This is a genomic window from [Flexibacter] sp. ATCC 35103 (assembly GCF_001975985.1).
Taxonomy (GTDB): domain Bacteria; phylum Bacteroidota; class Bacteroidia; order Flavobacteriales; family Flavobacteriaceae; genus Flavobacterium.
The window spans coordinates 670,159-695,329 of sequence record NZ_MTQF01000004.1; the positions used below are offsets into that span (position 1 = coordinate 670,159).

Annotated in this window: 25 protein-coding genes; 7 read left to right on the forward strand and 18 right to left on the reverse strand. The window is 33.0% G+C overall.

The window, feature by feature from the left end:
* Nucleotides 1-245: 245 nt before the first annotated feature.
* Nucleotides 246-1,637: a sialate O-acetylesterase gene (locus BXU01_RS10895; protein ID WP_083693232.1), complete on the reverse strand. Its 1,392-nt coding sequence runs from the start codon at nucleotides 1,635-1,637 to the stop codon at nucleotides 246-248.
* Nucleotides 1,627-2,721, reverse strand: a complete 1,095-nt coding sequence (locus tag BXU01_RS10900; RefSeq protein ID WP_083693233.1) for an SGNH/GDSL hydrolase family protein — start codon at nucleotides 2,719-2,721, stop codon at nucleotides 1,627-1,629. The genes BXU01_RS10895 and BXU01_RS10900 overlap by 11 nt, the downstream gene beginning before the upstream one ends.
* Before the next feature lie 219 nt (nucleotides 2,722-2,940).
* Between BXU01_RS10900 and BXU01_RS10905 the strand changes: the two genes are divergently transcribed.
* Nucleotides 2,941-3,447, forward strand: a complete 507-nt coding sequence (locus BXU01_RS10905) for a C40 family peptidase (protein ID WP_083693234.1) — start codon at nucleotides 2,941-2,943, stop codon at nucleotides 3,445-3,447.
* A gap of 266 nt (nucleotides 3,448-3,713) precedes the next feature.
* Here the strand turns inward: BXU01_RS10905 and BXU01_RS10910 are convergent, their stop codons facing one another.
* Both BXU01_RS10910 and BXU01_RS10915 read right to left on the reverse strand, forming a co-directional pair.
* A complete protein-coding gene (locus BXU01_RS10910) occupies nucleotides 3,714-5,288 on the reverse strand; it encodes a murein L,D-transpeptidase (protein WP_083693297.1) in 1,575 nt (524 codons plus the stop codon).
* A gap of 162 nt (nucleotides 5,289-5,450) precedes the next feature.
* Nucleotides 5,451-5,867 carry a DUF1573 domain-containing protein gene (locus BXU01_RS10915; protein ID WP_083693235.1) on the reverse strand — a complete coding sequence of 139 codons (417 nt, stop codon included), beginning with the start codon at nucleotides 5,865-5,867 and terminating at the stop codon, nucleotides 5,451-5,453.
* A gap of 162 nt (nucleotides 5,868-6,029) precedes the next feature.
* On the opposite strand from BXU01_RS10915, the gene BXU01_RS10920 reads away from it, so the two are divergent.
* The 3 genes from BXU01_RS10920 (at nucleotide 6,030) to BXU01_RS10930 (ending at nucleotide 8,933) form a co-directional block, all read left to right on the forward strand.
* Nucleotides 6,030-7,292 carry a sensor histidine kinase KdpD gene (locus BXU01_RS10920; RefSeq protein ID WP_083693236.1) on the forward strand — a complete coding sequence of 421 codons (1,263 nt, stop codon included), beginning with the start codon at nucleotides 6,030-6,032 and terminating at the stop codon, nucleotides 7,290-7,292.
* Nucleotides 7,289-7,972, forward strand: coding sequence for a response regulator transcription factor (locus BXU01_RS10925; RefSeq protein WP_083693237.1), 684 nt, complete (start codon nucleotides 7,289-7,291; stop codon nucleotides 7,970-7,972). Before BXU01_RS10920 ends, BXU01_RS10925 begins: the two co-directional genes overlap by 4 nt.
* 196 nt (nucleotides 7,973-8,168) lie before the next feature.
* Nucleotides 8,169-8,933 carry an MBL fold metallo-hydrolase gene (locus BXU01_RS10930; protein ID WP_083693238.1) on the forward strand — a complete coding sequence of 255 codons (765 nt, stop codon included), beginning with the start codon at nucleotides 8,169-8,171 and terminating at the stop codon, nucleotides 8,931-8,933.
* 2 nt (nucleotides 8,934-8,935) lie between these two features.
* Here the strand turns inward: BXU01_RS10930 and BXU01_RS10935 are convergent, their stop codons facing one another.
* Both BXU01_RS10935 and BXU01_RS10940 read right to left on the reverse strand, forming a co-directional pair.
* Nucleotides 8,936-11,140, reverse strand: coding sequence for a radical SAM protein (locus BXU01_RS10935; protein WP_083693239.1), 2,205 nt, complete (start codon nucleotides 11,138-11,140; stop codon nucleotides 8,936-8,938).
* Nucleotides 11,141-11,271: 131 nt separating this feature from the next.
* Nucleotides 11,272-12,549: an MFS transporter gene (locus BXU01_RS10940; protein WP_083693240.1), complete on the reverse strand. Its 1,278-nt coding sequence runs from the start codon at nucleotides 12,547-12,549 to the stop codon at nucleotides 11,272-11,274.
* A gap of 268 nt (nucleotides 12,550-12,817) precedes the next feature.
* Between BXU01_RS10940 and bshC the strand changes: the two genes are divergently transcribed.
* From bshC to BXU01_RS10955, 3 genes are all read left to right on the forward strand, one after another.
* A complete protein-coding gene (gene bshC, locus BXU01_RS10945) occupies nucleotides 12,818-14,407 on the forward strand; it encodes a bacillithiol biosynthesis cysteine-adding enzyme BshC (RefSeq protein WP_083693241.1) in 1,590 nt (529 codons plus the stop codon).
* Between the two features lie 168 nt (nucleotides 14,408-14,575).
* Entirely contained in the window at nucleotides 14,576-15,847 is a 1,272-nt protein-coding gene (locus BXU01_RS10950; RefSeq protein ID WP_083693242.1) for an acyltransferase family protein, read from the forward strand.
* 213 nt (nucleotides 15,848-16,060) lie between these two features.
* Complete coding sequence (locus BXU01_RS10955) at nucleotides 16,061-16,480, forward strand: nucleoside-diphosphate kinase (protein ID WP_017495185.1); 420 nt, start codon at nucleotides 16,061-16,063, stop codon at nucleotides 16,478-16,480.
* Between the two features lie 86 nt (nucleotides 16,481-16,566).
* Here BXU01_RS10955 and BXU01_RS10960 read toward each other — a convergent pair whose 3' ends face one another.
* From BXU01_RS10960 to BXU01_RS11020, 12 genes are all read right to left on the reverse strand, one after another.
* Nucleotides 16,567-17,037, reverse strand: a complete 471-nt coding sequence (locus BXU01_RS10960; protein ID WP_083693243.1) for a hypothetical protein — start codon at nucleotides 17,035-17,037, stop codon at nucleotides 16,567-16,569.
* A gap of 36 nt (nucleotides 17,038-17,073) precedes the next feature.
* Entirely contained in the window at nucleotides 17,074-17,370 is a 297-nt protein-coding gene (locus BXU01_RS10965; protein WP_083693244.1) for a DUF721 domain-containing protein, read from the reverse strand.
* On the reverse strand, nucleotides 17,351-17,791 hold the full coding sequence (locus BXU01_RS10970; protein WP_083693245.1) for a hypothetical protein: 441 nt from the start codon (nucleotides 17,789-17,791) through the stop codon (nucleotides 17,351-17,353). Before BXU01_RS10970 ends, BXU01_RS10965 begins: the two co-directional genes overlap by 20 nt.
* Nucleotides 17,792-18,301: 510 nt before the next feature.
* The gene (gene ftsY, locus BXU01_RS10980; protein WP_055095555.1) at nucleotides 18,302-19,255 is read right to left on the reverse strand and encodes a signal recognition particle-docking protein FtsY; all 954 of its coding nucleotides are present in this window, start codon (nucleotides 19,253-19,255) and stop codon (nucleotides 18,302-18,304) included.
* A gap of 266 nt (nucleotides 19,256-19,521) precedes the next feature.
* Entirely contained in the window at nucleotides 19,522-19,674 is a 153-nt protein-coding gene (locus BXU01_RS10985; RefSeq protein WP_007805819.1) for a DUF4295 domain-containing protein, read from the reverse strand.
* A gap of 90 nt (nucleotides 19,675-19,764) precedes the next feature.
* Nucleotides 19,765-19,947 (reverse strand): 50S ribosomal protein L33, encoded by a 183-nt coding sequence (gene rpmG / locus BXU01_RS10990; RefSeq protein WP_017495179.1) that lies wholly within the window; start codon nucleotides 19,945-19,947, stop codon nucleotides 19,765-19,767.
* Nucleotides 19,948-19,974: 27 nt separating this feature from the next.
* Entirely contained in the window at nucleotides 19,975-20,211 is a 237-nt protein-coding gene (rpmB, locus tag BXU01_RS10995) for a 50S ribosomal protein L28 (protein WP_007805815.1), read from the reverse strand.
* A 71-nt stretch (nucleotides 20,212-20,282) separates the two neighbouring features.
* Nucleotides 20,283-21,536, reverse strand: a complete 1,254-nt coding sequence (locus BXU01_RS11000) for a CinA family nicotinamide mononucleotide deamidase-related protein (RefSeq protein WP_083693247.1) — start codon at nucleotides 21,534-21,536, stop codon at nucleotides 20,283-20,285.
* A 226-nt stretch (nucleotides 21,537-21,762) separates the two neighbouring features.
* A complete protein-coding gene (locus tag BXU01_RS11005) occupies nucleotides 21,763-22,107 on the reverse strand; it encodes an Hpt domain-containing protein (RefSeq protein WP_055095551.1) in 345 nt (114 codons plus the stop codon).
* On the reverse strand, nucleotides 22,107-22,718 hold the full coding sequence (locus tag BXU01_RS11010; RefSeq protein ID WP_055095549.1) for a fumarylacetoacetate hydrolase family protein: 612 nt from the start codon (nucleotides 22,716-22,718) through the stop codon (nucleotides 22,107-22,109). Before BXU01_RS11010 ends, BXU01_RS11005 begins: the two co-directional genes overlap by 1 nt.
* A 97-nt stretch (nucleotides 22,719-22,815) precedes the next feature.
* Nucleotides 22,816-23,586 (reverse strand): 3'-5' exonuclease, encoded by a 771-nt coding sequence (locus BXU01_RS11015; RefSeq protein WP_083693248.1) that lies wholly within the window; start codon nucleotides 23,584-23,586, stop codon nucleotides 22,816-22,818.
* A gap of 216 nt (nucleotides 23,587-23,802) precedes the next feature.
* On the reverse strand, nucleotides 23,803-25,128 hold the full coding sequence (locus BXU01_RS11020) for a dihydrolipoamide acetyltransferase family protein (RefSeq protein ID WP_083693249.1): 1,326 nt from the start codon (nucleotides 25,126-25,128) through the stop codon (nucleotides 23,803-23,805).
* Nucleotides 25,129-25,171 lie beyond the last annotated feature (43 nt).

Here is a 25,171-nt window from a genome sequence, read left to right on the forward strand (position 1 = left end):
CGTCAGGCTGTGGGCTTTTCACTACTATCCCTCACGCAATTTACGGTAAAAAAGAGCTTTTCATTTCTTAAAACACAGATATTCAAAATCTTGTCATTTCGACCGAAGGGAGAAATCACACACGTAACTCGACAAAGATTGGCGACTTTGATTACGGAGTTTCTAATGCGATTTCTCCTTGCGTCGAAATGACAAAAAATCCGCGTAAATCCATTTAAATCCGCACAAGCCGTGGGCAATTACTTTTATTCAGAAATAAAACAAGAAGCCGGTAAATTCGCTTTATTAAACAAATCTGACTGAATTGTATTTCCCCACGCAAATCTCACTTTTACAGGATTTACAACTTTCTTGCTTACCAAAACCACTTCATTATTTTTTATCGAAGCTTCTGCAGGATAGAAAACACCATCGGCTCCAGCCACTTCAAACTGATTTGAAATTTTATTCTTAAAATACAATCCATCAGCATAATCAAACGAAACGATAGCTTTGTTTTTATCTACTTTAAAATCTTTAAAAAGCGGACCATTTACCACATTAGAATTTACTCCCGAAACTTCGGGATAAGTATTAGCCAAAGCCAAATTTGCCAAACGAATCCCAACCGATTTTTTATTTTTTGGATGAATATCTATGGTATCCGAAATATCACTTGTTAGTACCATTCCCGTTTTAGAAACTTCTTTCAATACTTTTCGTTGAGAATTTCTTACCGTAACATTCGAGAAGTTATTACTGCCAGTTTTATAAGGCGCGATTTGAACGAAATAAAACGGAAAATCATCATTCCAGGCTTTTCTCCACGAAGTAATTAGAGCCGATAACGTTTGATCATAAACCAAAGAACCAACATTCGATTCTCCCTGATACCAAAGTGTTCCTGCGATTTTAAAACCTACAAAAGGATAAATCATCGCATTATACGCACGTCCGGGTTGGCGCGGGCCATATTCTTGCTCGTTTAGTTTTTTAGCATTTTCTAACAAAACCGGATCGTTCTGAACCACTTCTTCCGGCATCCAGATTTCCGCAGGCGTTCCTCCCCAATTCGAAGAAATCAATCCTATCGGAACATTTTTTAAATCTTCCCTTAAGCGTTTGGCAAAAAAGTAACCAATCGCGCTAAAGTTTTTCATGGTTTCCGGAGTCGACTCGACCCAGTTTCCTGATAGATTATTTTGAGGACTTGTTGCCGTTAATTTCGGAACGGTAAAAAATCGAATATTCGGATTTGTGGCATTTTTCATTTCTTCTTCGCCGTTGTCGATTCCCCAACTTGCCGACATTTCCATGTTCGATTGTCCGGAACAAACCCAAACTTCACCAATCAAAATGTTTTTCAGGACAACTTCATTATACCCTTTTATAGAAATAGTATAAGGTCCTCCGGCTTCAGGAGTTTTGATATGAAGTTCCCATTGTGCCTGATTATTAGCAACCGTTTTATATTCCTTATTGTTCCAGCTCGAAACCAATTTGATTTCTTCCTTTGGATTTGCCCAACCCCAAATTTTCACTTCGGAGTTGCGTTGTAAAACCATATTATCGCCAAAAATATTCGGAAGTGTAACGTTTGCCATCATAGTACTGGAAATCATCAGAATGAAAACAAACTTAAATATATTATTTTTCATTTAGCAACTTTTTTAAAAACGGAGCATATTCATCTGCCAAAACCTTATGATCAGCCACATCAGGATGTCCGCCACAACCATTTGGAGTCATCGGTTTAAATTTGAAAATCAGGATAGGTTTATGGATTTTATCAGATTCAAAAGTTGCTTTTACTTTATTTAAACAATCTTCAAAAACAACTGCTCTTTCGCCGCCAACCATCGGACTATTCGTAATCACGATTTGCGCTTTCGGATTGTGCTGGTACAACATTTTAATAAAGTTGATGTAATTCGAAACGTACTTTTCAGGATTAAAAGGTAAACGTTCTTTTTTACCATCTCCGCCAGAAAAATCGTTGGTTCCTAATGCAATGCTGATAATATCAGGCTGAAAAGTAAAATCGTATTTAGGCTTCGAATTGTCTTTGGTCAAATATAAATTCTGATAAACGTCAGGCATAATTCCTTCTTCTTTATTCTCGTCGTTCCAGTTTCTATACATTCCAATTCCCGAAACAGAACTCATCAAATAATCGACACCAATTGCTCTCGAAAGTACTGGCCCGTAAGCATAATATCCATTATGATGATCAAAATATTCTCCTTTATCGCACGGAATATCAGACGGATCACTAGCTGCTCCGCAAGTAATGGAATCGCCTATAAATTCGATTTTCTTTTTCTTTTTAGTAGTAATAGAAGTAAGCTTTGCCGTTGTTCCTGCAAATAAAATTCCGCCACTGTGAGCTTCTGTAGTTTTATAGATTTCGAGTGTATGAACTTTTTTATTTGAAGTGACTTTTATTGGGAAAGATTGTGTTGCTCCTTTTTCGATTCTCAATTTCCCTATATATTTCCCGTCTAAAACCAAAGAAACATAATTATGATGTTCCCACGAATCCACACTTTGCAAGCTAATCGAACATATACTACCCGTAAAATTAAAAGAAACTGAGGAAGCCGTTCCTATTAATATAACAGCATTATTTTCAAGTTTTTCTACACGACCCTGATATAAAAAAGTATTGGTTTTGCTTTGTGAAATCGACACAATTGAAATCAGCAAAAACGAAATTAAAAATGATATTTTTTTGAGAAACATAATTTATTTGTTAAAATATAAATACGATTCACAAATATATCTGAAAAACGACATACAGAAAGATACTAAAACATCAAAAAGCAATAAAAAAACACCAAAACGATAAGACTAATTCTTAGTATTTATCGTTTATTAATAGACTACATTGCAAAACATTCTTCTCGTATTGAACGTAAGGAGATATATTTGTAAATTAAATCTTATAATTACCTCTTAAAAATGAAACCAATCATATATATTGCCTATGCTGCAACTATTTTACTATCTTCTTTTGTGCCAAAAGATAAAAATATAATACGATCAAATTCAATTCAAAAAACACAAAACACAATAGATAGAGATTCTATTATTGTTTATGCAAAACAATATTTGGGAACGCCCTATTTATATGCAGGAAATGATCCAAAAAAAGGTTTTGATTGTTCCGGCTTCGTAAATTATGTTTTCAAAAATTATGGTATCACTTTACCAAGAAGTTCAAGTGGTTATAAAAATATAGGAGCCAAATTATCTCCTGAGGATTTTAAAGTGGGAGACATTTTAGTTTTTTATGGTTATAAGGATAAAACTATTATTGGGCATCTGGGAATCATCTGTGAGGCAAATGGTATGCATTCAAAATTTATTCACGCATCATCTGGAAAAGCAGGCAGCGTAACGATTAGCGATTTAGATTCTGATCATTATAGCAAACGTTATTATAAGTGTATTAATGTATTGCCTTAGTTTTTTTAAGCCACGAATTTCAAGAAAGTGGTTTAGTAATTTGACAAAGAGTTACTAACTTAAATTGTCTATATAAGAACGCGGATGAAAAACGGATTTTTTATCTATACTTTTTAAAAATCAGTTTTTTATCTGCGTTTTTACTTTTGTAAATCCGTTTTATCCGCGTTTCTTTCACAAAGAATTAAATAGAATTTTACGAATTATTTTTTTATAATTAAGATTATAAATTAGTGAAAATTCGTGTAATTCATGGCAAAACTCTCTTATTCCTCAGTCAATAGTTTTATCAAACTTTCATCTCTATTATAAACATCTTTATAAAAGTTCAAATTGCCATCACGATCTACAAAGGCTGTAAAATATCCTATATAAACCGGAATTTTCTTTTTTAGTGTATACCAGCTTTCTTTACCGGCGTGCATTGCTTTATCAATTCTCTCCGGAGTCATGCTTGGATCTTGTTTTAAAATTTCTATTGCTAATTCTCTAGGCTTTCCTACACGAACACAACCATGACTAAAAGCTCTGTTTTCTCTTTCGAACAAACTTTTTGCCGGAGTATCATGCAAATAAATATTGTTTGAATTTGGAAATAAAAACTTCACCAAACCAAGCGAATTATTTTTTCCCGGTAACTGACGAACCGCGCCATTATTCCATTCCAGGTTTTTCTGAGCCAGATAGTTTTTATTCTTAGCCATTCCGGGTTTTATCTCACTCTTGATAATACTTGGAGGAATATTCCAATACGGGCTAAAAACAATATTATTCATCATTCCGCTAAAAACAACTGTTTTTGTCATTGCTTTTCCTACCACAACCGGAGAAACAAAAGCAATTTCATGATTTCGAATTAAGTATAATCTAAACTCCGGAATATTAACTTCGATGTATTCTTTTCCTTTTTCAAGTTCAGGATCAATCCATCTGCAACGTTCCATGTTGGCAATAATAGTTTTTATTCTATTCGAAACCGGAATGTTTAATTCGGCAATATGCTCCGATAAAATAGTATTTTTAGGTGTTAAACCATGATGTAATTCGTAACTTCTTATTGCTTTTATCAATGTCGAATCACAAATATTACTTTTGCAATTTTCTTTAAGATCACCCGTTTTATATAATCTTTCTCTGATTTGCCCAATTGTAGCTACAGAATCTCCCAATTTCAGACTTTTAAAATCTTCAGCGGTTTCGATAGTTTTCCATCCGCCTTTTTTCTCAATTTCTCTATATCGGTGAAGTGCATCACGAAGTTTATAGTACTGACTGAACATTTTACTCTTTTTGTCGTCACTAATAGTCGCTTTTTTATAAATCGAATCTGAAAAAACCTGATAGTTAACTTTTTTTCGAGGTAAAAGCCATTCTAATGATCTGGTCGTTTTTTCGTCTACGCCCGAAACTTTCTGTACATAATAAAAATACAGATTGGTAATCATCAAATCTGTGTCTTCTTTTGACAGCTTATTTTCTGCAGTATGCTCAAAAATAGGATTGATCTTTTCGTTATAAGGAAAGTTAGCTTTCAAACCTTCCTGATCTAATCCTTTGTATTTATTAAACAAAGTGTTTCCGTATTCTACAACACCTCTGTTATCCAGCCATAATTGAGTCGATTTGTTTTTTTTGTATAAAGCCAGAACTTCATTCTGAAATTTAATCAATTTAGGATATGTCTCATAAAATGCAGTAATACCTGCACTGTCGATTGTAATTTTAAGTTCAGGAATCGCTTTCTCTGAAGTCTTTTTTAATTCTTTTTTTTCTGCCTTTTTATTACACGAAACAACAGTTAAAAGAAACACAACAGCAACAAGCGAATGCAAAATTTTCATAATCTTTTTTTTAATAAAAATAGAAAAGTTTTGATGAAAAAAAAGCATTTCAGCAAAAAATAATACTGCCTTCACAATCTTTATTCTGCTTGAGGAAAAGGCAAAAAAAACTCCGGATACATTACATATCCGGAGCTGCCACTTTATAACCAACCTTTATTTTTAAATTACTGTTCCTTTTAAAGTAAGGATTTTTGGAGCAGTTTCAGCACTTGTTGTTACGGTAACTGTTTTTGTAAAACCGCCTTTATTTGCTGCATTGTAAGTTGCTGTAACTTTAGCTGATTTACCAGGTAAAATAGGCTCTTTTGTATAATCTGTTGCTGTACAACCACAAGATCCCTGAACATTTGTAATTACAACTGCAGTTTTCCCTGTATTTTTAAATTCATAAACAATTGCTTTTGGCGTTCCCTGAGGAATTTGACCTACATCAATTGTTTCTGCTTTCCATACAATTGTAGAAGCAGCTTCTGCCTCAATTTTTGTTTCAGCTGTAATCGATTTTATCGGAGCAATTGCCGAAAAAGACATTAAACTTAAAGCTAAAGCTAACATCGAAATTTTAATCATTTTCATAGTTATAGATATTAATGGTTTATAGTTCTAATTTTGTTTTACAAAGATATTTCAGACAAATCCTAATCGCTGTTAACCGCTTTCAAATCTTTGTTAATGACTTGTTAATCGGTGTTTTTAAACCTAAATTTGATTAATATTACACTCTAAAATACCGTTTTCTTGAAAATCAATAAACTCAATAGTATTATCCTTCTGGGACTTTTAGCCATTATTAGCATATTGGTGGCGCAATTGCTTTGGACAAAAGAGGCTTTTACTTTAGAACAAAAGAAACTGAGCCAGAAAGTAAATATTGCTTTACTTGAAGTTGCCAGAAAATTATATGAAGGAAAAGATCACGAATCATCTTGCCAGAATCCTGTTCAAAAAATATCAAACGACTATTATATTGTAAACATTCAAAACGATTTTGAACCGGATATTTTAGAATTCTATTTGAGATCAGAGTTTAAAAAAGTGAATATTATAACTGATTTTGAGTATGCGGTATATAATTGTCAGAGTGATGAAATGGTTTATGGAAAATACATCTCATTTTCTGAAAAAGAAAAGACCAAAAGAACAGTTTCTTTCCCTAAGCATAAAAATTTAGTTTATTATTTTGCTATTCGATTTCCTAATGAAACAACTTATTTATTCAGTTCGATGCGTTTTTGGTTTGTGCTTTCGATCGCTTTAATTCTTATTTTACTGATTTATGTGTATTCGATTTTTACACTTTTGCAGCAAAAAAAATACTCTGAATTGCAACGGGATTTTATTAATAATATGACGCATGAATTTAAAACGCCTTTGTCGTCTATACTAATTGCTTCAAAATATCTTAGCGAACAAAATCCTATTAAGGACGATAAAAAACTTCATACTTATACCAATATCATCATCAATCAGAGTCATAAACTGAACAATCATATTGAGAAGATTTTAAATGTTGCCAAATCAGATTCTGCTCCTTTAGCATTAAAAAAAGAAATGATTTTAATTGTTCCTATTATCGAAGAAGTAATCGAAAATATTCAGTTAAAATATCCTGATGCAACCATTAAAATTGAAACTTTATCTCACGATTATAAAATAGAAATTGATGTTTTTCATTTTACTAATTTAGTCTACAATTTATTAGATAATGCGGTGAAATATTGCAACGAAAAACCGGAAATTACGATTGCAATATCATCAGAAAATAATATTTTAAAACTCGCTTTTATTGATAACGGAATCGGAATTTTGCCTAAAAATTTATCGTTTATCTTTGATAAGTTTTACCGTGCACAAAACGAGAAAAGCAATGAAGTTAATGGTTTTGGACTTGGTTTGTATTATGTAAAAGAAATTTGCAATTTGCATAACTGGAAAATAAAAGTCGAAAACAATCTCGCAAATGGTATTACAATAACCTTGTCTATTCCTCATAAAAAATGAAACAATTCAAAATACTTTATACTGAAGACGATGAAACTTTAGCTTTTTTGACTAAAGACAATCTGGAACAAAATAACTATGAAGTTATTCATTGTTGCGATGGAAAATTGGGATTGGAAACCTTTAAAAAAGAAAATTTTGACATTTGTATCTTTGATATCATGATGCCAAAAATGGATGGTTTTGAATTGGCTACAGAAGTTAGAAAATTAAATACTGATATTCCGATTATTTTTCTCTCGGCAAAAACATTAAAAGAAGATCGTATCAAAGGTTTGCGTCTGGGCGCCGATGATTATTTAGTAAAGCCTTTTAGCATCGAAGAATTATTGCTGAAAATCGAAATATTTCTGAAGCGTTCTCAGAAAAATATACCGATAGAAAAATCTGTTTATGAAATTGGAAAGTATCAATTTGACACGAACAATTTTATTTTATTTAATGAAACTGAAAAAATCAGCCTTACACAACGTGAAGCCGAATTATTGAAATTATTTCTGGACAATAAGAATTCGGTTTTAAAAAGAGAACAAATTTTGACTTCACTTTGGGGAACCGATGATTATTTTATGGGAAGAAGTCTGGACGTTTTTATTTCGCGACTGCGTAAAATTTTAATTAATGAAAAAGGGATTTCTATCGAAAATCTTCACGGAATTGGGTTTAGGTTTACGGTGTAAATTTTGTTTATAAACGTTTTTATAGCATTATAGAACATTTTTAGCATTAACAAAGCATCCTAAAAATATAATACTTACGAAAACCTTCTTATAAATACATTATCCTGAAAAGTTATATTTTTAATACAAATTAGAAAAAAACTGTAAAATTAATTTTAAAAAACTTTCGTATTTTTAATATCTAATTTTCCCCGATATGAAATTACATCATTTACGCAACGCCACTTTAGTTATTGAAACTGAAACCGATGTTATATTGGTTGATCCCATGTTAGGAAAAAGAAAAACGATTCCTCCTTTTACAATTTTTCGTTATAACCCCCATAGAAATCCGCTTGTCGCTTTGCCCAAAAATAGCAGGGATATTTTAAGCCGCGTTACCATTTGCCTGATTACACATTTACATCCTGATCATATTGACAAAGCCGGAGAAGTTTTTCTTCGACGAAAAAGCATTCCGGTAATTTGCAGTTCAAAAGATGAAAATGCTTTAAGCGCACGAGGATTAAACATTCTTCAAACTTTAAACTATTGGGAACCTGAGGAATTTTTGGGCGGTAAAATTACAGGCATTCCCGCAATTCATGGTTACGGATTTATTGCCAAATTTATGGGAAACGTAATGGGTTTTTATATTGAATTACCCAATGAAAAATCAATTTACATAAGCTCTGATACCGTTTTTACTGAACACGTACAAAAAGTTCTGGTTGAATTTAAACCGGAAATTGCTGTAGTGGCCTGCGGAACAGCAAGATTAGATATTGGTCAGCCTTTATTAATGCGAATGAACGATATCCTCAAATTTGTTGCCTTAGCACCTAAATATGTTTTAGCAAATCATTTAGAAGCCTTAAATCATTGCCCAACAAAAAGATCTGAATTGAGATTAGCCTTAGAACAAAATGGCCTTTTAGATAAAGTTTCGATTCCGGAAGATGGAGAAACGGTTTCGTATTAAAATTATAAAACAAGCAAACCAAATTCGCGTAAAGTGTTTATAGGTTTTGAATACCAGAATAATTCAAAATCATCTAAAGTGGCTTCAAAATCAGCTTTTACTTCCTGAAAAGTATAATTTTTAGCATTTGAAATCGTGATTTTGGTTAAAATATCTACCAGCCATTCACCTTCTTCTTTATTGGTCTGAATGTTGAAACTTTCTTTTTTATCATGAAAAGTAAAAGTCATCATTTCCCAGGATCTGCCTTTTTTAGATTTTGTAAAATGTTCTGTAAATGGCTTTCCTCCTAACCAAACTACTTTTGCATTTGGTTTGGTATTAAAATCATTTCCTTCTTCGAGAGCATTAAAAATAAAATCGGGATCAATTTTAGTTTTAGGGATCTTAAAATCGAACCAATCCTGTAATTCGTAGTCAAAACAAATTCCGTGCATGAAATTAAAGAGCGATTTCTTTAATCCGAAACTAAATTTATCATGATTGATTCCTGTAGAATCTGTATAATCAATATCATTATTGGCGAAGGTTCCAATAGCTTCGGTCTTTTTTGTTACGCCAAATTTTTCCGGATACAATCCAACCGGACTATGCGCCGTCATGGCAAATTGATGCCAAAATCCCGATTGCAAAATTCCAGCTTCAAATAATTGACGTACCATTTCGAGACTATCCACCGTTTCCTGAATGGTTTGAGTTGGATATCCGTACATTAAATACGCATGAACCATGATTCCGGCTTCGGTAAAGTTGCGTGTCACTTTTGCTACTTGCTCTACGGTTACGCCTTTGTCTATTAATTTTAATAATCGATCAGAAGCAACTTCTAAACCTCCTGAAACAGCAATACAACCGGAAGCTTTCAGTAATAAACACAAATCTTTAGAAAAGCTTTTTTCGAATCTAATATTCGTCCACCAGGTTACGGCTAATTTTCTTCGCAGAATTTCTAATGCCAAAGCGCGCATCAAAGCAGGCGGTGCAGCTTCATCAACAAAATGAAATCCGTTTTGTCCTGTTTGCAGCATCATATCTTCCATACGATCGCACAACAAATTGGCTGCAACGGGTTCGTAAACTTTGATATAATCTAACGAAATATCACAAAAAGTACATTTTCCCCAATAACAACCGTGTGCCATGGTAAGTTTATTCCAACGGCCGTCGCTCCACATTCGATGCATAGGATTTACAATTTCGATAACCGAAATGTATTTATCCAAAGACAAATCAGAGTAATCCGGAGTTCCTACGTAAGCTTGTTTGTAATCTTGTTTTAATGAATCGTTTTTGTAAACTACTTTTCCGTCTTCTAAAAGAAAGGTTCGTTTGTATAAATTGTAATTTGGATTTTCGAGATTGAAGATTAACTCTTCTATCGGAACTTCTCCATCATCTAAGGTAATAAAATCGAAAAACTCAAACACGCGTGCGTCAGAAAGTGAACGCAATTCGGTATTTGGAAAACCACCTCCCATCGAAATTTTAATCTCGGGATGATGTTGCTTAATCCATTGTGCCGATCGAAAAGCGCTATATAAATTCCCCGGAAAGGGAACCGAAATTAAAAATAAAGTAGGCTGAACAGCTTCAATTTTTGCTTTTAAAATCGAAATTAAAATCTTGTCTATATAAGTAGGTTCTTGCTGTAAAGCATCGTATAATTCATCAAATGAATTGGCGCTTCGGCCTAAACGCTCGGCATATCGGCTAAAGCCAAAATTTTCATCGACACATTCTACAATATAATCGGATATATCTTCAAGATATAAAGTCGCCAAATGTTTTGCTTTATCCTGAGTTCCCATTGTTCCGAAAGCCCAATCGAGTTCTTCTAATTGTGCAAAACGAGAAGCTTCAGGCAAAAAATCTTCCTGACAAATTTGTAATGCCAATGTTGGATTTTTTCCTTGCAAAAACTGAATTACAGCGTCAATGGTTTTGATATATTCATCTTGTAAGGCAAAAATACGTTTGGAGTTATCAGATGTTGCAGAACCTGAAACCTGAAACTTGAAACTTGAAAATTCAAACAAATCAATTAATCCTTTTTTTGAAAACAATTCTAAAATAACATCAATACCCAAATCAGCCTGAACAGATTCGATATTTTTGGTATTCAGAAATCCTTTTATATACGCAGTTGCTGGATACGGTGTATTCAGTTGTGTAAAAGGTGGAGTAACGACAAAAAGTTTGGTTTTCAAGGCAACATTATTTTTTGCAAAAATACGCGATATTTAGAGACTTTTCAGGAAAAGATTTTATTCATTTTAAATTAAAAAAGCCTTTTGAAAAAGATTCAAAAGGCTTTATATTATATATAAGATAAGAATAATTAAAACTTATGTTCTTCTTTGCTAATCATCAAAAAAGCAAACAAAGAAATACATGCCGCAATTGTTAAATATAGACCCACGTAGCTTACACTATAAGTAGAGGCTAACCAAATTGCGATCATTGGTGCAAAAGCTGCACCAAGAATTCCTGCCATATTAAACGTTAATGAGGCACCGGAATAACGAACATTTGTTGGAAACAACTCTGACAAAAAAGTTCCTAAAGGTCCGTAAGTAAACCCCATTAAAGCCATACCAATACAAGCGAAAGTGGTCACTAAAACAATGTTTCCTGAACTTAAAAAGTAAGAAAAGAAAAATCCGAAAATCGCGATTGCCACTGTTGCAATAATAAGCATTTTGCGTCGGCCAATTTTATCAGCGACTACAGCCGAAACCGGAATAAAAATCGCAAAAAACAATACCGAAAATAATTGTATTAATAATCCGTCTCGTTTCACAATTCCTAAATCTGAAGTTGCCCAACTTAACGTAAAAACGGTCATTAAATAAAAAACCAAAAAAGTGGTAATTGCTGCAAACGTTCCAAAAATCAATTGATTTTTATACGATTTGACAAGCGTTAAAAAAGGAACTTTAACTTCTTCCTGTTCTTTTTTAGAATTTTCGAAAGAAGGTGTTTCGGTTATTTTTGTTCGAATATAAAACCCGACAATTACCAAAAGTGAACTGGCAATAAACGGAATCCTCCATCCATAATCCATAAAAGCTTCATTACTCATTGAATCGGTCAGCAATAAGAAAGTTCCTCCTGAAAGTAACAATCCTATTGGAGCTCCTAATTGCGGAAACATTCCGTACCAGGCACGTTTATTTGGTGGTGCATTTTCTATGGCCAATAAAACAGCTCCTCCCCATTCGCCTCCTAAACCTACTCCTTGTCCAAATCGACACAGCATTAATAACAATGGAGCAGCAACACCAATACTTGCGTGACTTGGCAAAAAGCCAATGGTAACAGTAGAAATACCCATGGTTAATAAAGCAGCAACTAACGTAAATTTACGCCCTATCTTATCTCCATAATGTCCAAAAAAGGCTGAGCCCAAAGGTCGCGATAAAAAAGCTATTGAAAAAGTAGCTAACGATTCTAAAGTCGCCATAGTCGAATCAGAACCCGGAAAAAATAATTGAGGAAAAACCAATACAGCTGCATTGGCATAAATATAAAAGTCAAAAAATTCAATTGTGGTACCAATTAAGGAACCGAAAAGAACATGTTTTAATGAGTTCTTCTTTTTCGGGGTAGTTTCCATGTAAATAGATATATCTTTTTTAATTACAAAAATAGAATTTCGCTACTAATAATTCACCTTTAGAATAAATACTTTTAAATCATCCTGTATTTTTAACAAATTTTCCTAATTTTCAATTTATTTCAGCCATCAAATAATGCAACATTAAAAACTTGATTACAGGAGCTTTAAAATAAATTTTAAAAATCAAATCATAAGCTATCGTTAAAACTGTTTTTCACTGCATATTTTCATTAAATTTACAGCTGTCAAAAATAAATTTAAAATTATGCCTACCGACTGTATCAGCTATCAAACTTCAGGATATTTCTCTAAATTGATGCAAGATTATTTAGATCAAAAATCAGAATTAAAGCCGCTGTACAACAACTTTCCTACTTTAGAAAACTTCGAAAAACAGATCGCTGAAAAAGCTGCTAACTTTAATAACAACAACCGAATTCCTCTGGTTGAAACTTTAAAAAAGCAATATCAGCATATTGAAATCTCTGATTCGACAAAACAAAATATCGAGCTTTTAGCGCTTCAAAATACGTATACCATCACAACCGGACATCAGTTAAATTTATTTAGTGGTCCGCTATACTTCTTGTATAAAATCATTTCGACGATTAATCTTACCAAGGAATTAAAACTAAAATATCCAACGAATAATTTTGTTCCAATTTATTGGATGGCGACAGAAGATCATGATTTTGAAGAGATCAACTATTTCAATTTTAAAGGAAAAAAATTTAGATGGAACACAGAAAGCACAGGTCCTGTGGGAAGACTTTCGACTGAAGGTTTATCTGAATTTTTCGAAATTTATTCAAAAGAATTAGGATCAAGTACTAATGCAAATGCTCTGAAAAAACTATTTGAAGAAGCTTATTTAAAACACGAAAAACTAGCTGATGCTACTCGTTTTTTAGCCAATAGTTTGTTTGCTAATTATGGTTTAGTGATTTTAGATGCTGATGATGCCAATTTAAAACAAGCTTTTATCCCGTATATCAAAGAAGAATTATTTGAACAAACTTCATTTAAAGCAGTTCAGGAAACTATCGAGCAATTACAAGCATATAATGTTCAGGTAAATCCACGTGAAATAAATTTATTCTATATTGAAGATGATTTACGTGAACGAATTATTTTTGAGCATGATAAATACTTTGTCAACAATACTAAAATCTCATTTTCTAAAGATGAAATTTTACAATTACTGGAAAGCAATCCGGAAAAATTTAGTCCAAACGTGATTATGCGTCCACTATATCAGGAAATTATTTTACCTAATTTATGCTACATTGGCGGAGGCGGAGAAATTGCTTACTGGTTAGAATTAAAAGCATTTTTTGAAGCTGTAAACATTACTTTCCCAATGCTTTTAGTTCGTAACTCGGTACTTATATCTACAGAGAAACAAGGTAAAAAAGCAGACAAATTAAATCTGTCTTGGGAAGACCTTTTTACAAAACCTGCAGATTTAACAAATGCCATTACTCATAAATTATCTGATTTTGCGATTGATCTGACACCTCAAAAAGAAATATTGGAAAATCAATTTGAATATCTTTACAAATTAGCAGAACAAACGGATAAATCATTTACAGGAGCTGTAAAAGCACAGGAAGTCAAACAAAAGAAAGGATTGGAAAATCTTGAAAAAAGATTATTAAAAGCTCAAAAACGAAAATTAGATAACGAAATCCAACGTGTCACAGATTTGCAATCCGAATTATTTCCAAATCAGAGTCTGCAGGAACGCCAAACTAATTTCTCAGAATTTTATCTGGAAAAAGGCGAACAATTGATTCCGCTTTTAATTCAAAAATTAAAACCTTTAGAAACGAATTTTAACATCATAACAATATAAAGCAACAAAAAAAGTCGCCATAAATTTACAAATAGATTTGTCTGAATTTGTGGCAAACAATAAAGTAATAATCCTCAGAAACAAATAACCACCTCGTCTGAAATTATTGCCTCTCTAAACCAAATAGTAACTTTTAAAAAACAAAAATTAACCTATTTACCAAAAATTATGACCAGAGAGCGCTTGATATCTTTAGATGTCTTTAGAGGATTAACGATTTTATTAATGACAATTGTTAATAATCCCGGAGATTGGGGACATGTTTACGCCCCTTTATTACATTCAGAATGGCATGGCTGCACGCCAACCGATTTAGTTTTTCCGTTTTTTATTTTTATCATGGGAGTCGCTGTTCCCTTAGCAATGCCAACCAAAACCTGGGACGATACCACTTTTAATAAAATACTGGTTCGTTCTTTACGAATGTTCTGTCTGGGCATTTTCTTTAATTATTTTTCTAAAATACAATTATTTGGGTTAGAAGGAATTTCACTTCTTATTGGTCGCTTAATCATTACTGTTATAGTTGGTTATTCATTAATGGGTGATTTTAGCTCTAAACTTAAAAATATCCTGGCTTTTTCAATTCTCTTTATCTATCTGTTTTTAGCTTACAGCGGTATCGAAGCCTATCAGGATGTTCGCCTTCCCGGAGTTTTACAGCGAATAGCAATTGTATATTTTGTAGTTTCTCTTTTATATTTAAAAACCAGCAAAAAAACACAAATCATAACCGGTGCAGTTTTATTATTAGGGTATTGGGCAGCAATGACATTAATACCTGTTCCCGGAATTGGAGCTCCAAATCTGGAAAAAGGAACTAATCTTGCTTCATGGGTTGACAGTATATTACTAAAAGGACATATGTACCGCGAAACCATAACCTGGGATCCTGAAGGAATTTTGAGTACTCTGCCATCAATCGTAAACGGAATCATAGGTTTATTAATTGGACAGATTTTACAACGCGAGATTACCAAAACACAAAAAGCTTCAAAAATAGCTCTTGCAGGTGTAGCACTTATTATTGTAGGACTACTTTGGGATATTATTTTCCCTATAAATAAATCACTCTGGACAAGCAGCTACGTTTTGTATACGACTGGATTAGCTGCAACTTGTCTGGCATTATTATATTATATAATTGATATTGCAGATTATAAAAAAGGATTTAAATTATTTTTAATCTGGGGAGTAAATCCAATGATTGTCTTTTTCTTTTCGCAGATTATCCCACAAGCACTGGTGATGATTCAATTTAAAAATCCACATAATCCTGCTGAACAAATTAATCTTCTAAATTATTTATATATTTTCGGGATTGCACCATTTTTCAGTAATCCAATGACAGCTTCATTAGCTGGAGCCCTGGTTTATGTTGCAATCTGGACTTTTATTTTATGGATATTCTATAAAAATAAACTAATATTCAAAGTTTAAATTTTACCATATATGTAGAGACGCACAGTAGTGCGTCTTTTTTTATTAAAGATTTACCTTGGGGTAGATGCACTGCTGTGCATCTTTATACATATGGATCAAAAAAAAGTTTTTTTTGGTTAAAACATCATTCTACCATGTTTTAATTACGAATTAATTAAAAACAATTCATAAAAAAAGTATACTTTTGCACAAAATTTAATAAAATATAAAATGGCAACAAATAGAACTTTTACAATGATTAAGCCAGATGCAGTTCAAAACGGACACATCGGTAATATCTTAGCAATGATTACTAATGGAGGTTTCAAAATCGTTTCATTAAAATTAACTCAATTAACTGTAGCTGATGCTCAAGCATTTTACGCAGTTCACGCAGAAAGACCTTTCTACGGAGAATTAGTTGAATTCATGTCTCGCGGTCCAATTGTTGCTGCAATTTTAGAAAAAGACAATGCAGTAGAAGATTTCAGAACTTTAATTGGAGCTACAAATCCAGCTGAAGCTGCTGAAGGAACTATTCGTAAAGCATACGCAACTTCTATTGGAGAAAATGCTGTTCACGGATCTGATAGCGACGAAAACGCTGCAATCGAAGGTGCATTTCACTTTGCTGGAAGAGAGCAATTCTAATATAAGTTTACAGTCACAGTTATCAGTGACAGTTTACAAATACAAAAAAACCTGTTTCAAATCTGAAACAGGTTTTTTTATATCTTTTACTTAAACAGTTCAATACCTTCTTTTATAAAAGCAGGTTCCCTCTCTCCCATATCCGTAAGTCTATCTTTCAAAACCGACTTTAATTCCTCAAAATTACTGTGATAAAAGTTAGAAATACTACCAATTCTTTTTCCGTCTTTAAGAATAAAAAGGGATTCATAAACTCCTCCTCTTGCGAATTCAATCAATGTTATAAAACCATCTAACGTATTAAAATCATAACTTACAGATTTTCCAGCTCCAAAATAGCGTTTTATAATTATAGCAGTATCTTCAATTTCAACTTTAAACGCCCTGGTTCTAAAAACTGTGAGCCAAAAAAACACTATAAATAATACAAATAAAATAGGCAAAAACATACCTGCCGTTATCGACTTAGCCGAAAAATAAACCGCCACTAGTGGCAATATTGTAAAATAAGAAATTAAAAGGATCGTCCAAAATTTAAACTTAGATTTTATACTCATCACAACAAAAACTTCATTCTCAAATCACCAACTAATCTATCTCAAAACAACATCTTTCACCACCTCACGACCTAATTCTTCATTAATCATTTTCACTATTTTAGATTTTCCGTGGCTTAACTCTTCCCTTAAAACTGCCGAACCCAATTCTACATACAATGTACTCCCCTTCAATATTACATTCTTCGTATACGTATTTACTCCATTCCCCATCAACTGTCTCCAGGCCTCTTTTACATCAATCTGATCCATTCCGGGACCTAGCTTATTCACTTGGATAATCTGTTGCAAAACAGCCCCAATCGTACTCTGATTATTTAGTCTTTTTGCCATTGTCTAATAAATTTATTGGTCCTGCTTTTTTATAATGATATTCCTTATTCTCTTGATTTTTTACCACCAGTTTTTCATCTGTAATCAAAATCAATTCCTCGCTCCATTTTGCATAATCTGTTTTATAATCCAGAAAAACCTGATCTTCCTTAAATCGAACCGACACATTCTCAAAAGAATCACTTGTCAAAAAAGTTCCATCAAGTTGAGGCATAACTTTCTTCCTTATTCCTTTATTATTTTTAACATCAAAATAATCAAAACTCTCATTCATTCCATAATCCTTATCTTCTCCTTTATCAAAAACCACTTTTTCAATTTCCCAATAGCCATTTAATTTAGCAATATCTGCCGGTTTAATTTCCTGTTTGCAACTCACAAACAAAAACGATAAAACCAAAATCATAAAAGTGTTTTTCATAGTATACTTATTAAATTTAACAAATGTCATTTTAAATATCCTTAAGCTTCAGTAGAAGAATTTGGAGCTGATTCCTGCTGTCCGCTATATCTTTTTCCTGCAAAAAAGCAAGAAAAAGGATGCCGCTTCCATCAGGGCTAAAACTCCTGTTTTTAAAAGAATCTTTTGTAATACAAAGTTAACCTTATAAATTCAAAAGAAATAAAAATTGCTAAAAACAAAAATAAGATCACGATCAAGTTATCAACATTGTCAAAAATAGAACAATGCAATTTTGATGAAATCTTATTAAAGAAAATTCGTTTATATTAAACTATCGCTTGGTACCCAATCTTTTAAGGATTCCCATAAAAAAGAAAACGATTCCCAATACCAGTAAAATGTAGTAAAAGGATAAAACTTTATCTCTTAATACATTTGCTAAAACAAAACAAATAACACTTCCGAAATAAAAAGTAAGAGGTGTTATATTTTTTATAGAAGAAAAACTCATTGAAATTATTTCGAAAATTATTTAAAAAAACTATCTACAAATTCGTATTTATTAAAAACCTGTAAATCTTCAATTCCCTCACCTACACCAATATATTTTACAGGAATTTGAAACTGGTCAGAAATACCAATTACAACACCACCTTTTGCAGTTCCGTCTAATTTAGTTACAGCAAGAGAAGTTACTTCAGTTGCAGCAGTAAATTGTTTAGCCTGTTCAAAAGCATTTTGTCCAGTAGAGCCATCCAAAACCAAAAGTACATCATGAGGCGCATCAGCAACTACTTTCTGCATTACACGTTTTACTTTGGTAAGCTCATTCATTAAATTAACTTTATTATGCAAACGTCCGGCAGTATCAATAATCACGACATCGGCATTTTGCGCCACAGCTGATTGCAGGGTATCAAAAGCTACAGAAGCAGGATCACTACCCATATTTTGTCTCACAATTGGCACATCTACACGATCTGCCCAAACCTGTAATTGATCAATAGCAGCAGCACGAAAAGTATCAGCAGCTCCTAAAACAACTTTATAACCGGCTTTTTTAAACTGATAAGCCAATTTACCAATTGTAGTCGTTTTACCTACTCCGTTTACTCCTACAACCATTAAAACATATGGCTTCTTATCTTTTGGAATTTCAAATTCAGTTGCTTCACCAGTATTGGTTTCAGATAATAAAGCACCAATTTCTTCTCGTAGAATTTGATTTAGCTCATCTGTACCTAAATATTTATCTTCGGCAACACGTTTTTCGATTCGGGAAATCACTTTCAAGGTTGTATTTACACCAACGTCTGAAGCCACAAGAATTTCTTCCAGATCATCTAAAACATCATCATCGACTTTAGATTTTCCGGCAACGGCTTTACTTAACTTTGAGAAAAAAGTAGTTTTTGATTTTTCAAGACCTTTGTCTAAAGTCTCTTTTTTATCAGTAGAGAATAATTTTTTAAAAAAACTCATTTTTATAGGTTGTTAGTTTTTTAGACTATACGATTTTTGACAATCTAATAATCCTAATTTTTATAGAAGCCCAATTGTTTTCATATGAACCAATAGTTTTTATATCATTTGACTTCACAAAACCGAAAGTAAAGATATAGAGGATATCGGGAATTAATGCTTAAAAAAAAGCCAATTGTTATATTTCTATAAAATTTTAGACAAATATAAAAAATAAAAAAGCTACTTCCGAATGAAAGTAGCTTTTCTATATACTGTAATTGTTATTATTTCTTTTTCAAGAAAGTATCAACTTCTTCAGGAGCCATAATAGATTCTACGAATGTATATGCACCTGTTTTAGGAGATTTCACCATTTTGATGGCTTTTGATAATCTCTTAGAAGATGTTTGTAACGATGCTACGGTTTTCTTTGCCATGATTTAAATGTTATTGAAATTCAATAAATCTTAAATGTTAGTAATATTGCTATAATCAACATTCAGGATTGTACTAAAATCTCTAAATTATTACTTAATTTCTTTGTGAACAGTTACACGTTTCAAGATTGGATTAAATTTCTTAATCTCTAATCTGTCTGGTGTATTTTTTTTGTTCTTAGTTGTAATGTATCTTGAAGTACCCGCAACACCAGAAGTCTTGTGTTCAGTACATTCTAAAATTACCTGGATTCTATTACCTTTCTTTGCCATCTTGCTATATATTTATTTAGGAAAAGATTATTTGATAAATCCTTCTGACTGTGCTTTTTTCAAAACAGCAGAAATTCCATTTTTATTAATTGTTTTTATCGTAGATGCTGCTACTCTAAGAGTAATCCATCTATCTTCTTCTGGAAGATAAAAACGCTTTTTAACTAAGTTTACAGAAAATTTTCTCTTAGTTTTGTTCATAGCGTGAGAAACGTTATTTCCTACCATCGCTCTTTTACCTGTAAGGTCACAAACTCTTGACATTATACTTATCTTTTATCGTTATTCAAAATCAGGGTGCAAAGAAAAGAAAAATAAACGATTGAAACAAAAAATTACAGCACATTTTTTAAAATTTCTTTCTGTAATATTTCTAAACTCTTAATCGAAGCTCTATCTATCACTTTTTCACGTGGTTGGCCAAAATTAAATTCTTCCGTAATTATACCGTTTGGAGTAGCCAAAGCGATAAAAACAGTTCCAATTTCAGCATCTGAGTCTCCTTTTGTCGGTCCGGCGTTCCCAGTTGTTGCAATTGCATAGTCTGTTTTAAGTATCTCTTTCACCTTCAAAGCCATAGCAGAAGCAACCTCTGCGCTAACTACCGAAAATTGACTAACTAAATCCTGCGAGATACCGAGAACATTAACCTTCGCCTCTGTTGCATACGAAACTATACTGCCCTTAAAGTAGTTAGAAGCTCCGGGAACCGCTGACAAAATCGAAGCAATTTTTCCTCCCGTAAAACTTTCTGCCGTTGAGATTGTTTTATTTTGTTTGGTTAAAATTTTACCAACTACAGATTCTATCGTTTCATTTTCTTCATATCCTACTATAATATCATGAATTATAGCATCTAATGTTTTTACATTTTCTTCAATTGCCGCTTCAAGCAATTCTTTATTTGTCCCTCTGGCAGACAAACGCAAACGCACTCTGCCGGGATTTGGCAAATACGCCAATTTAATAAATTCAGGTAAATTATTCTCCCAGTCCTCGATACGTTCTGCCACTAGACTCTCGCCCTGACCATAGGTTAAAATGGTTTTATGAATGATATAAGGACGTTTGTACTCGCGAACTATTTTAGGAATTATCTCTTCTTCGACTAAATATTTCATTTCATAAGGAACTCCCGGAAGCGAAATAAACACGGTATTTTCTTTTTTCATCCACATTCCCGGTGCAGTTCCCATTTTATTGTGTAAAACGGTACATTTTGACGGAACCAAGGCCTGATCTTTATTTAATTGTGAAATTGGTCGTTTATAAAATCCTTCGATCAATTCTGTCACATGTGCCAGAACTTCCGGATTTACGACTAACTCATCGTCAAAATAATCACAGAAAGTTTTTTTAGTTACATCATCTTTCGTTGGCCCTAAACCTCCTGTTACAATTACAACATCTACTTTGTTTTGCAATTGCGCAAAGGTATCCAGAATGTGTTTTTTATCGTCGCTTATCGAAATCATTTCATGAACCTCAACACCAATTCCGTCTAGAGATTTGGCAATAAACCCTGAATTGGTATCTACAATCTGACCTATTAAAATTTCGTCTCCAATAGTAATGATAGTTGCTTTCATAGCTGTGGATTATTTTTACTTACTTGTGTTGTAAGTGGTTATTAGAAAGAGGATGTTATGCTCCCGTTTTTACCTGAAGAATATAAACAACTTGCTTTTATAACAAAAGTGATGTTTGTTTAAGTAAAATATTTCCGGAACAAAAGATAGAGTGAATCTCTATAACTATTAATACGCTCCTGTTTTCAGCCTATAGCATAAACTCAAAAACAGGAACGTGCTTTTTTTACAAATCGAAATCTTTTTTAATTTCTTTAATTGCTTCTTTTACCTGAACTTTAATACTTTTAAAAGTTTCGATAATTTCTTTCTTCTTGCCTTCGGCCTTTGTCCAGGCTTCAACTTGCAGAATTTCTTCAAAAGCAACATTTAACCCCATTAAATCTAATGTTGGTTTTATTTTGTGCGCGTAAGAATATGCATATTTATGATCTTTTTTCTTGATTCCTTCTTTGATTTGCTGTAAATCTTCAGGAACTTCGGTAACAAATAATTGCAGAATTTCGTTTACAAATTCCGGATCATTGTCTGAAAGCGCATATACTTTCGAAAGGTTGTATTTTAAAGCCATTATTTTACTTGTATTCTAAATAATTTTTTATCTTCTAAAAAGCCTTCTAAAACATCATTAGGTTTAACTGAAGCGACACCTTCCGGAGTTCCCGTAAAGATAATATCTCCAATTTTTAATGTAAAAAATTGCGATACATACGCCACAAGTTCATCTATTTTCCAAAGCATAAAACTTGTATTTCCTTTTTGAACCGTTTCAGAATTATTTGTTAACTCAAATGTAAGATTTTCCATCGAAACAAAGTCGGTTTTTGGTAAAAACTCTCCAATAACCGCAGAACCATCAAATGCTTTTGCTTTTTCCCAGGGTAATCCTTTAGCTTTCAGTTTATCCTGCAAATCTCTAGCAGTAAAATCAATCCCTACACTAATTTCATCATAATATTTATGAGCAAATTTAGGCTCTATATACTTCCCTACTTTATTAATCTTTACAATTATCTCTATTTCGTGATGAATTTCTTCAGAAAATTCAGGAATTACAAACGGATGCTGTTTCAACAAAACTGCTGAATCCGGCTTCATAAAAACTACAGGCTCGGTTGGTCGTTCGTTTTTTAATTCCTCAATATGATTGGTATAATTTCTACCGATACAGATTATCTTCATTCTTTTTAGTTTTCAGTCTCGGTTTTCAGTCACAGTCTTTGCAAAATACAAAATCAGTTCCAGCACAAAACTGCATACTGAGACTGTGACTAAAAACTTATTTCGTATTTAACTTTCTTAGTTTGATTGCTGTCAGAACTTTTTTGGTATATAATGGAAAGTCTGCGTTTTGAATCCAGCTGAAATATCCCGGTTCAGTTTCCAGAATTTTATCCACTTTTGCGCCTTTATGTTTTCCGAAGGTAAAAATTTCTTCGTTGTCTTTATCGAAAGCAATCATTCCGGCGAAATCAGCGATTTTTTTACGGGTTGTAAATTCAGACAATGACTTCATATCATTTTCTAAATCCGGATAACGATCTAATTGTGCTTTTAATATTTCGTAAGTTGCCATTGTATCCGCTTCTGCAGAATGCGCATTTTCAAGACTTTTTCCGCAGTAAAATTTCAATGCAGCACTTAAAGTACGTTCTTCCATTTTATGAAAAATAGTCTGCACATCTACTGAAACTTTATTTTTCATATCAAAGTCAACTCCGGCGCGAAGTAATTCTTCCGCAAGCAACGGAATATCGAAACGATCAGAATTAAAACCACCCAAATCACTATCCTTAATCATATTATGAACCTGAGGTGCAAGTTCTGCAAAAGTAGGCTCGTTTGCTACTTTTTCATCAGTTATACCGTGAACAGCTGTAGTTTGTGGCGGAATTGGAATCGTAGGATTCACTAACCATGTTTTACTTTCTTTATTTCCGTTTGGAAAAACTTTGAATATCGAAATTTCTACAATTCGATCTTTACCGATATCAATTCCGGTTGTTTCAAGATCAAAAAAGCAAATTGGTTTGTTGAGTTTGAGTTCCATTTTTAATTTTTATAAGATTACAAATGTAATTTTTAAAGCCGAATTTCCTCCTGTATTCTTATTTTTTTTAATCAAAAATGGATTCAATTTTCAGACTTTAACTTTAAAATATATTCTTAAAGAAAGACAACGTTCATTTCTTTAACCTTTTCTTACAAACAAAAAACCCGCAAAATCATTAAAATTTTCCGGGTTTGAATTTATTTTTATTTGATTTTAGAAGTCTCTGTCAATATCAAAAGCTTCTAAATATTCTGCAACTCTTTTTACAAAACTTCCACCTAAAGCTCCATCAACCACTCTGTGATCGTAAGAATGCGACAAGAACATTTTTTGACGAATCCCTATAAAATCACCTTCAGGTGTTTCGATAACAGCAGGAACTTTACGAATTGCACCAAGAGCAAGAATACCAACTTGTGGCTGATTGATAATTGGCGTTCCAAAAACACTGCCAAAAGTTCCCACGTTTGTTACGGTATAAGTTCCGCCTTGCGTATCGTCTGGTTTTAGTTTTCCGGCTTTTGCACGGTTTCCTAAATCGTTAACCGCTTTTGCCATTCCAACAAGATTCAATTGATCTGCGTTTTTAATTACAGGAACAATTAAATTTCCGTTTGGTAAAGCCGCTGCCATTCCTAAATTTATATTTTTCTTTTTGATGATATAATCCCCATCAACAGAAATGTTCATTCCCGGGAAATCTTTTAAGGCTTTTGCCACAGCTTCCATCATAATTGGCGTAAAAGTCAACTTTTCACCTTCTCTTTTCTCGAAAGCAGTTTTTACTTTTTCTCTCCATTTTACAATATTCGTCACATCAACCTCAATAAATGATTGCACGTGAGCCGAAGTCTGAACTGAAGCAGTCATGTATCCTGAAATCAGTTTACGCATTCTGTCCATTTCGATAATTTCGTCACCTCCATTTACAGAAACAGGAACTGCTTGCTGGCTTTTTTGAACCGGAACTGCCTGAACTACTGGTTCTGCAGCTTTTGGAGTCTGAACTACCGCTTTTGGAGTTTCGACAACACCAGATTTACGATCTTCAATATATTTTAAAATATCTTCTTTTGTTACACGTCCGTCTTTCCCTGAACCGGCAAGACTTTCTAATTCTGCCACAGAAATCCCTTCTTCTTTCGCAATATTTTTTACTAAAGGAGAAAAGAATTTATCTGATCCGGAAAAATCTTGCGGAGCAGCTACAACATCTTTCGCAGCTTCTATAGTTTGTTCTATTGCAGCAACTTCAGCAGGAGCAGCAACTTCTTGAGATTTTGCTGCTGGCGCATCACCTTCTGTTTCAATAATTGCAATGGTTTGTCCTACCTGAACTAAATCATCTTTGCCAAATAACTGTTCAACTAAAATTCCCGAAACTTCGCTTGGTACTTCACTGTCAACCTTATCAGTTGCAATTTCCAGTACAGCTTCATCAGCTTCAATTTTATCTCCCACTTCTTTCAACCAGTTGGTAATAGTTGCTTCAGCGACACTTTCTCCCATTTTAGGAAGCTTTAATTCAAATCTTGCCATATTGTTAATCTAAAGGATGATTTTGATTTTCTGATTGCGAAAT

Coding starts and splice junctions, on each gene's coding strand:
- BXU01_RS10925 (WP_083693237.1), top strand. CDS start 7,289: ATGAAACAATTCAAAATACTTTATACTGAAGACGATGAAACTTTAGCT.
- BXU01_RS11015 (WP_083693248.1), bottom strand. CDS start 23,586: ATGGAACTCAAACTCAACAAACCAATTTGCTTTTTTGATCTTGAAACA.
- BXU01_RS10950 (WP_083693242.1), top strand. CDS start 14,576: ATGACCAGAGAGCGCTTGATATCTTTAGATGTCTTTAGAGGATTAACG.
- BXU01_RS10895 (WP_083693232.1), bottom strand. CDS start 1,637: ATGAAAAATAATATATTTAAGTTTGTTTTCATTCTGATGATTTCCAGT.
- BXU01_RS10910 (WP_083693297.1), bottom strand. CDS start 5,288: ATGAAAATTTTGCATTCGCTTGTTGCTGTTGTGTTTCTTTTAACTGTT.
- BXU01_RS10930 (WP_083693238.1), top strand. CDS start 8,169: ATGAAATTACATCATTTACGCAACGCCACTTTAGTTATTGAAACTGAA.
- BXU01_RS10955 (WP_017495185.1), top strand. CDS start 16,061: ATGGCAACAAATAGAACTTTTACAATGATTAAGCCAGATGCAGTTCAA.
- BXU01_RS10940 (WP_083693240.1), bottom strand. CDS start 12,549: ATGGAAACTACCCCGAAAAAGAAGAACTCATTAAAACATGTTCTTTTC.
- BXU01_RS10985 (WP_007805819.1), bottom strand. CDS start 19,674: ATGGCAAAGAAAACCGTAGCATCGTTACAAACATCTTCTAAGAGATTA.
- BXU01_RS10905 (WP_083693234.1), top strand. CDS start 2,941: ATGAAACCAATCATATATATTGCCTATGCTGCAACTATTTTACTATCT.
- BXU01_RS11010 (WP_055095549.1), bottom strand. CDS start 22,718: ATGAAGATAATCTGTATCGGTAGAAATTATACCAATCATATTGAGGAA.
- BXU01_RS10960 (WP_083693243.1), bottom strand. CDS start 17,037: ATGAGTATAAAATCTAAGTTTAAATTTTGGACGATCCTTTTAATTTCT.
- BXU01_RS10915 (WP_083693235.1), bottom strand. CDS start 5,867: ATGAAAATGATTAAAATTTCGATGTTAGCTTTAGCTTTAAGTTTAATG.
- BXU01_RS11020 (WP_083693249.1), bottom strand. CDS start 25,128: ATGGCAAGATTTGAATTAAAGCTTCCTAAAATGGGAGAAAGTGTCGCT.
- ftsY (WP_055095555.1), bottom strand. CDS start 19,255: ATGAGTTTTTTTAAAAAATTATTCTCTACTGATAAAAAAGAGACTTTA.
- BXU01_RS11005 (WP_055095551.1), bottom strand. CDS start 22,107: ATGGCTTTAAAATACAACCTTTCGAAAGTATATGCGCTTTCAGACAAT.
- rpmG (WP_017495179.1), bottom strand. CDS start 19,947: ATGGCAAAGAAAGGTAATAGAATCCAGGTAATTTTAGAATGTACTGAA.
- rpmB (WP_007805815.1), bottom strand. CDS start 20,211: ATGTCAAGAGTTTGTGACCTTACAGGTAAAAGAGCGATGGTAGGAAAT.
- bshC (WP_083693241.1), top strand. CDS start 12,818: ATGCCTACCGACTGTATCAGCTATCAAACTTCAGGATATTTCTCTAAA.
- BXU01_RS11000 (WP_083693247.1), bottom strand. CDS start 21,536: ATGAAAGCAACTATCATTACTATTGGAGACGAAATTTTAATAGGTCAG.
- BXU01_RS10900 (WP_083693233.1), bottom strand. CDS start 2,721: ATGTTTCTCAAAAAAATATCATTTTTAATTTCGTTTTTGCTGATTTCA.
- BXU01_RS10965 (WP_083693244.1), bottom strand. CDS start 17,370: ATGGCAAAAAGACTAAATAATCAGAGTACGATTGGGGCTGTTTTGCAA.
- BXU01_RS10970 (WP_083693245.1), bottom strand. CDS start 17,791: ATGAAAAACACTTTTATGATTTTGGTTTTATCGTTTTTGTTTGTGAGT.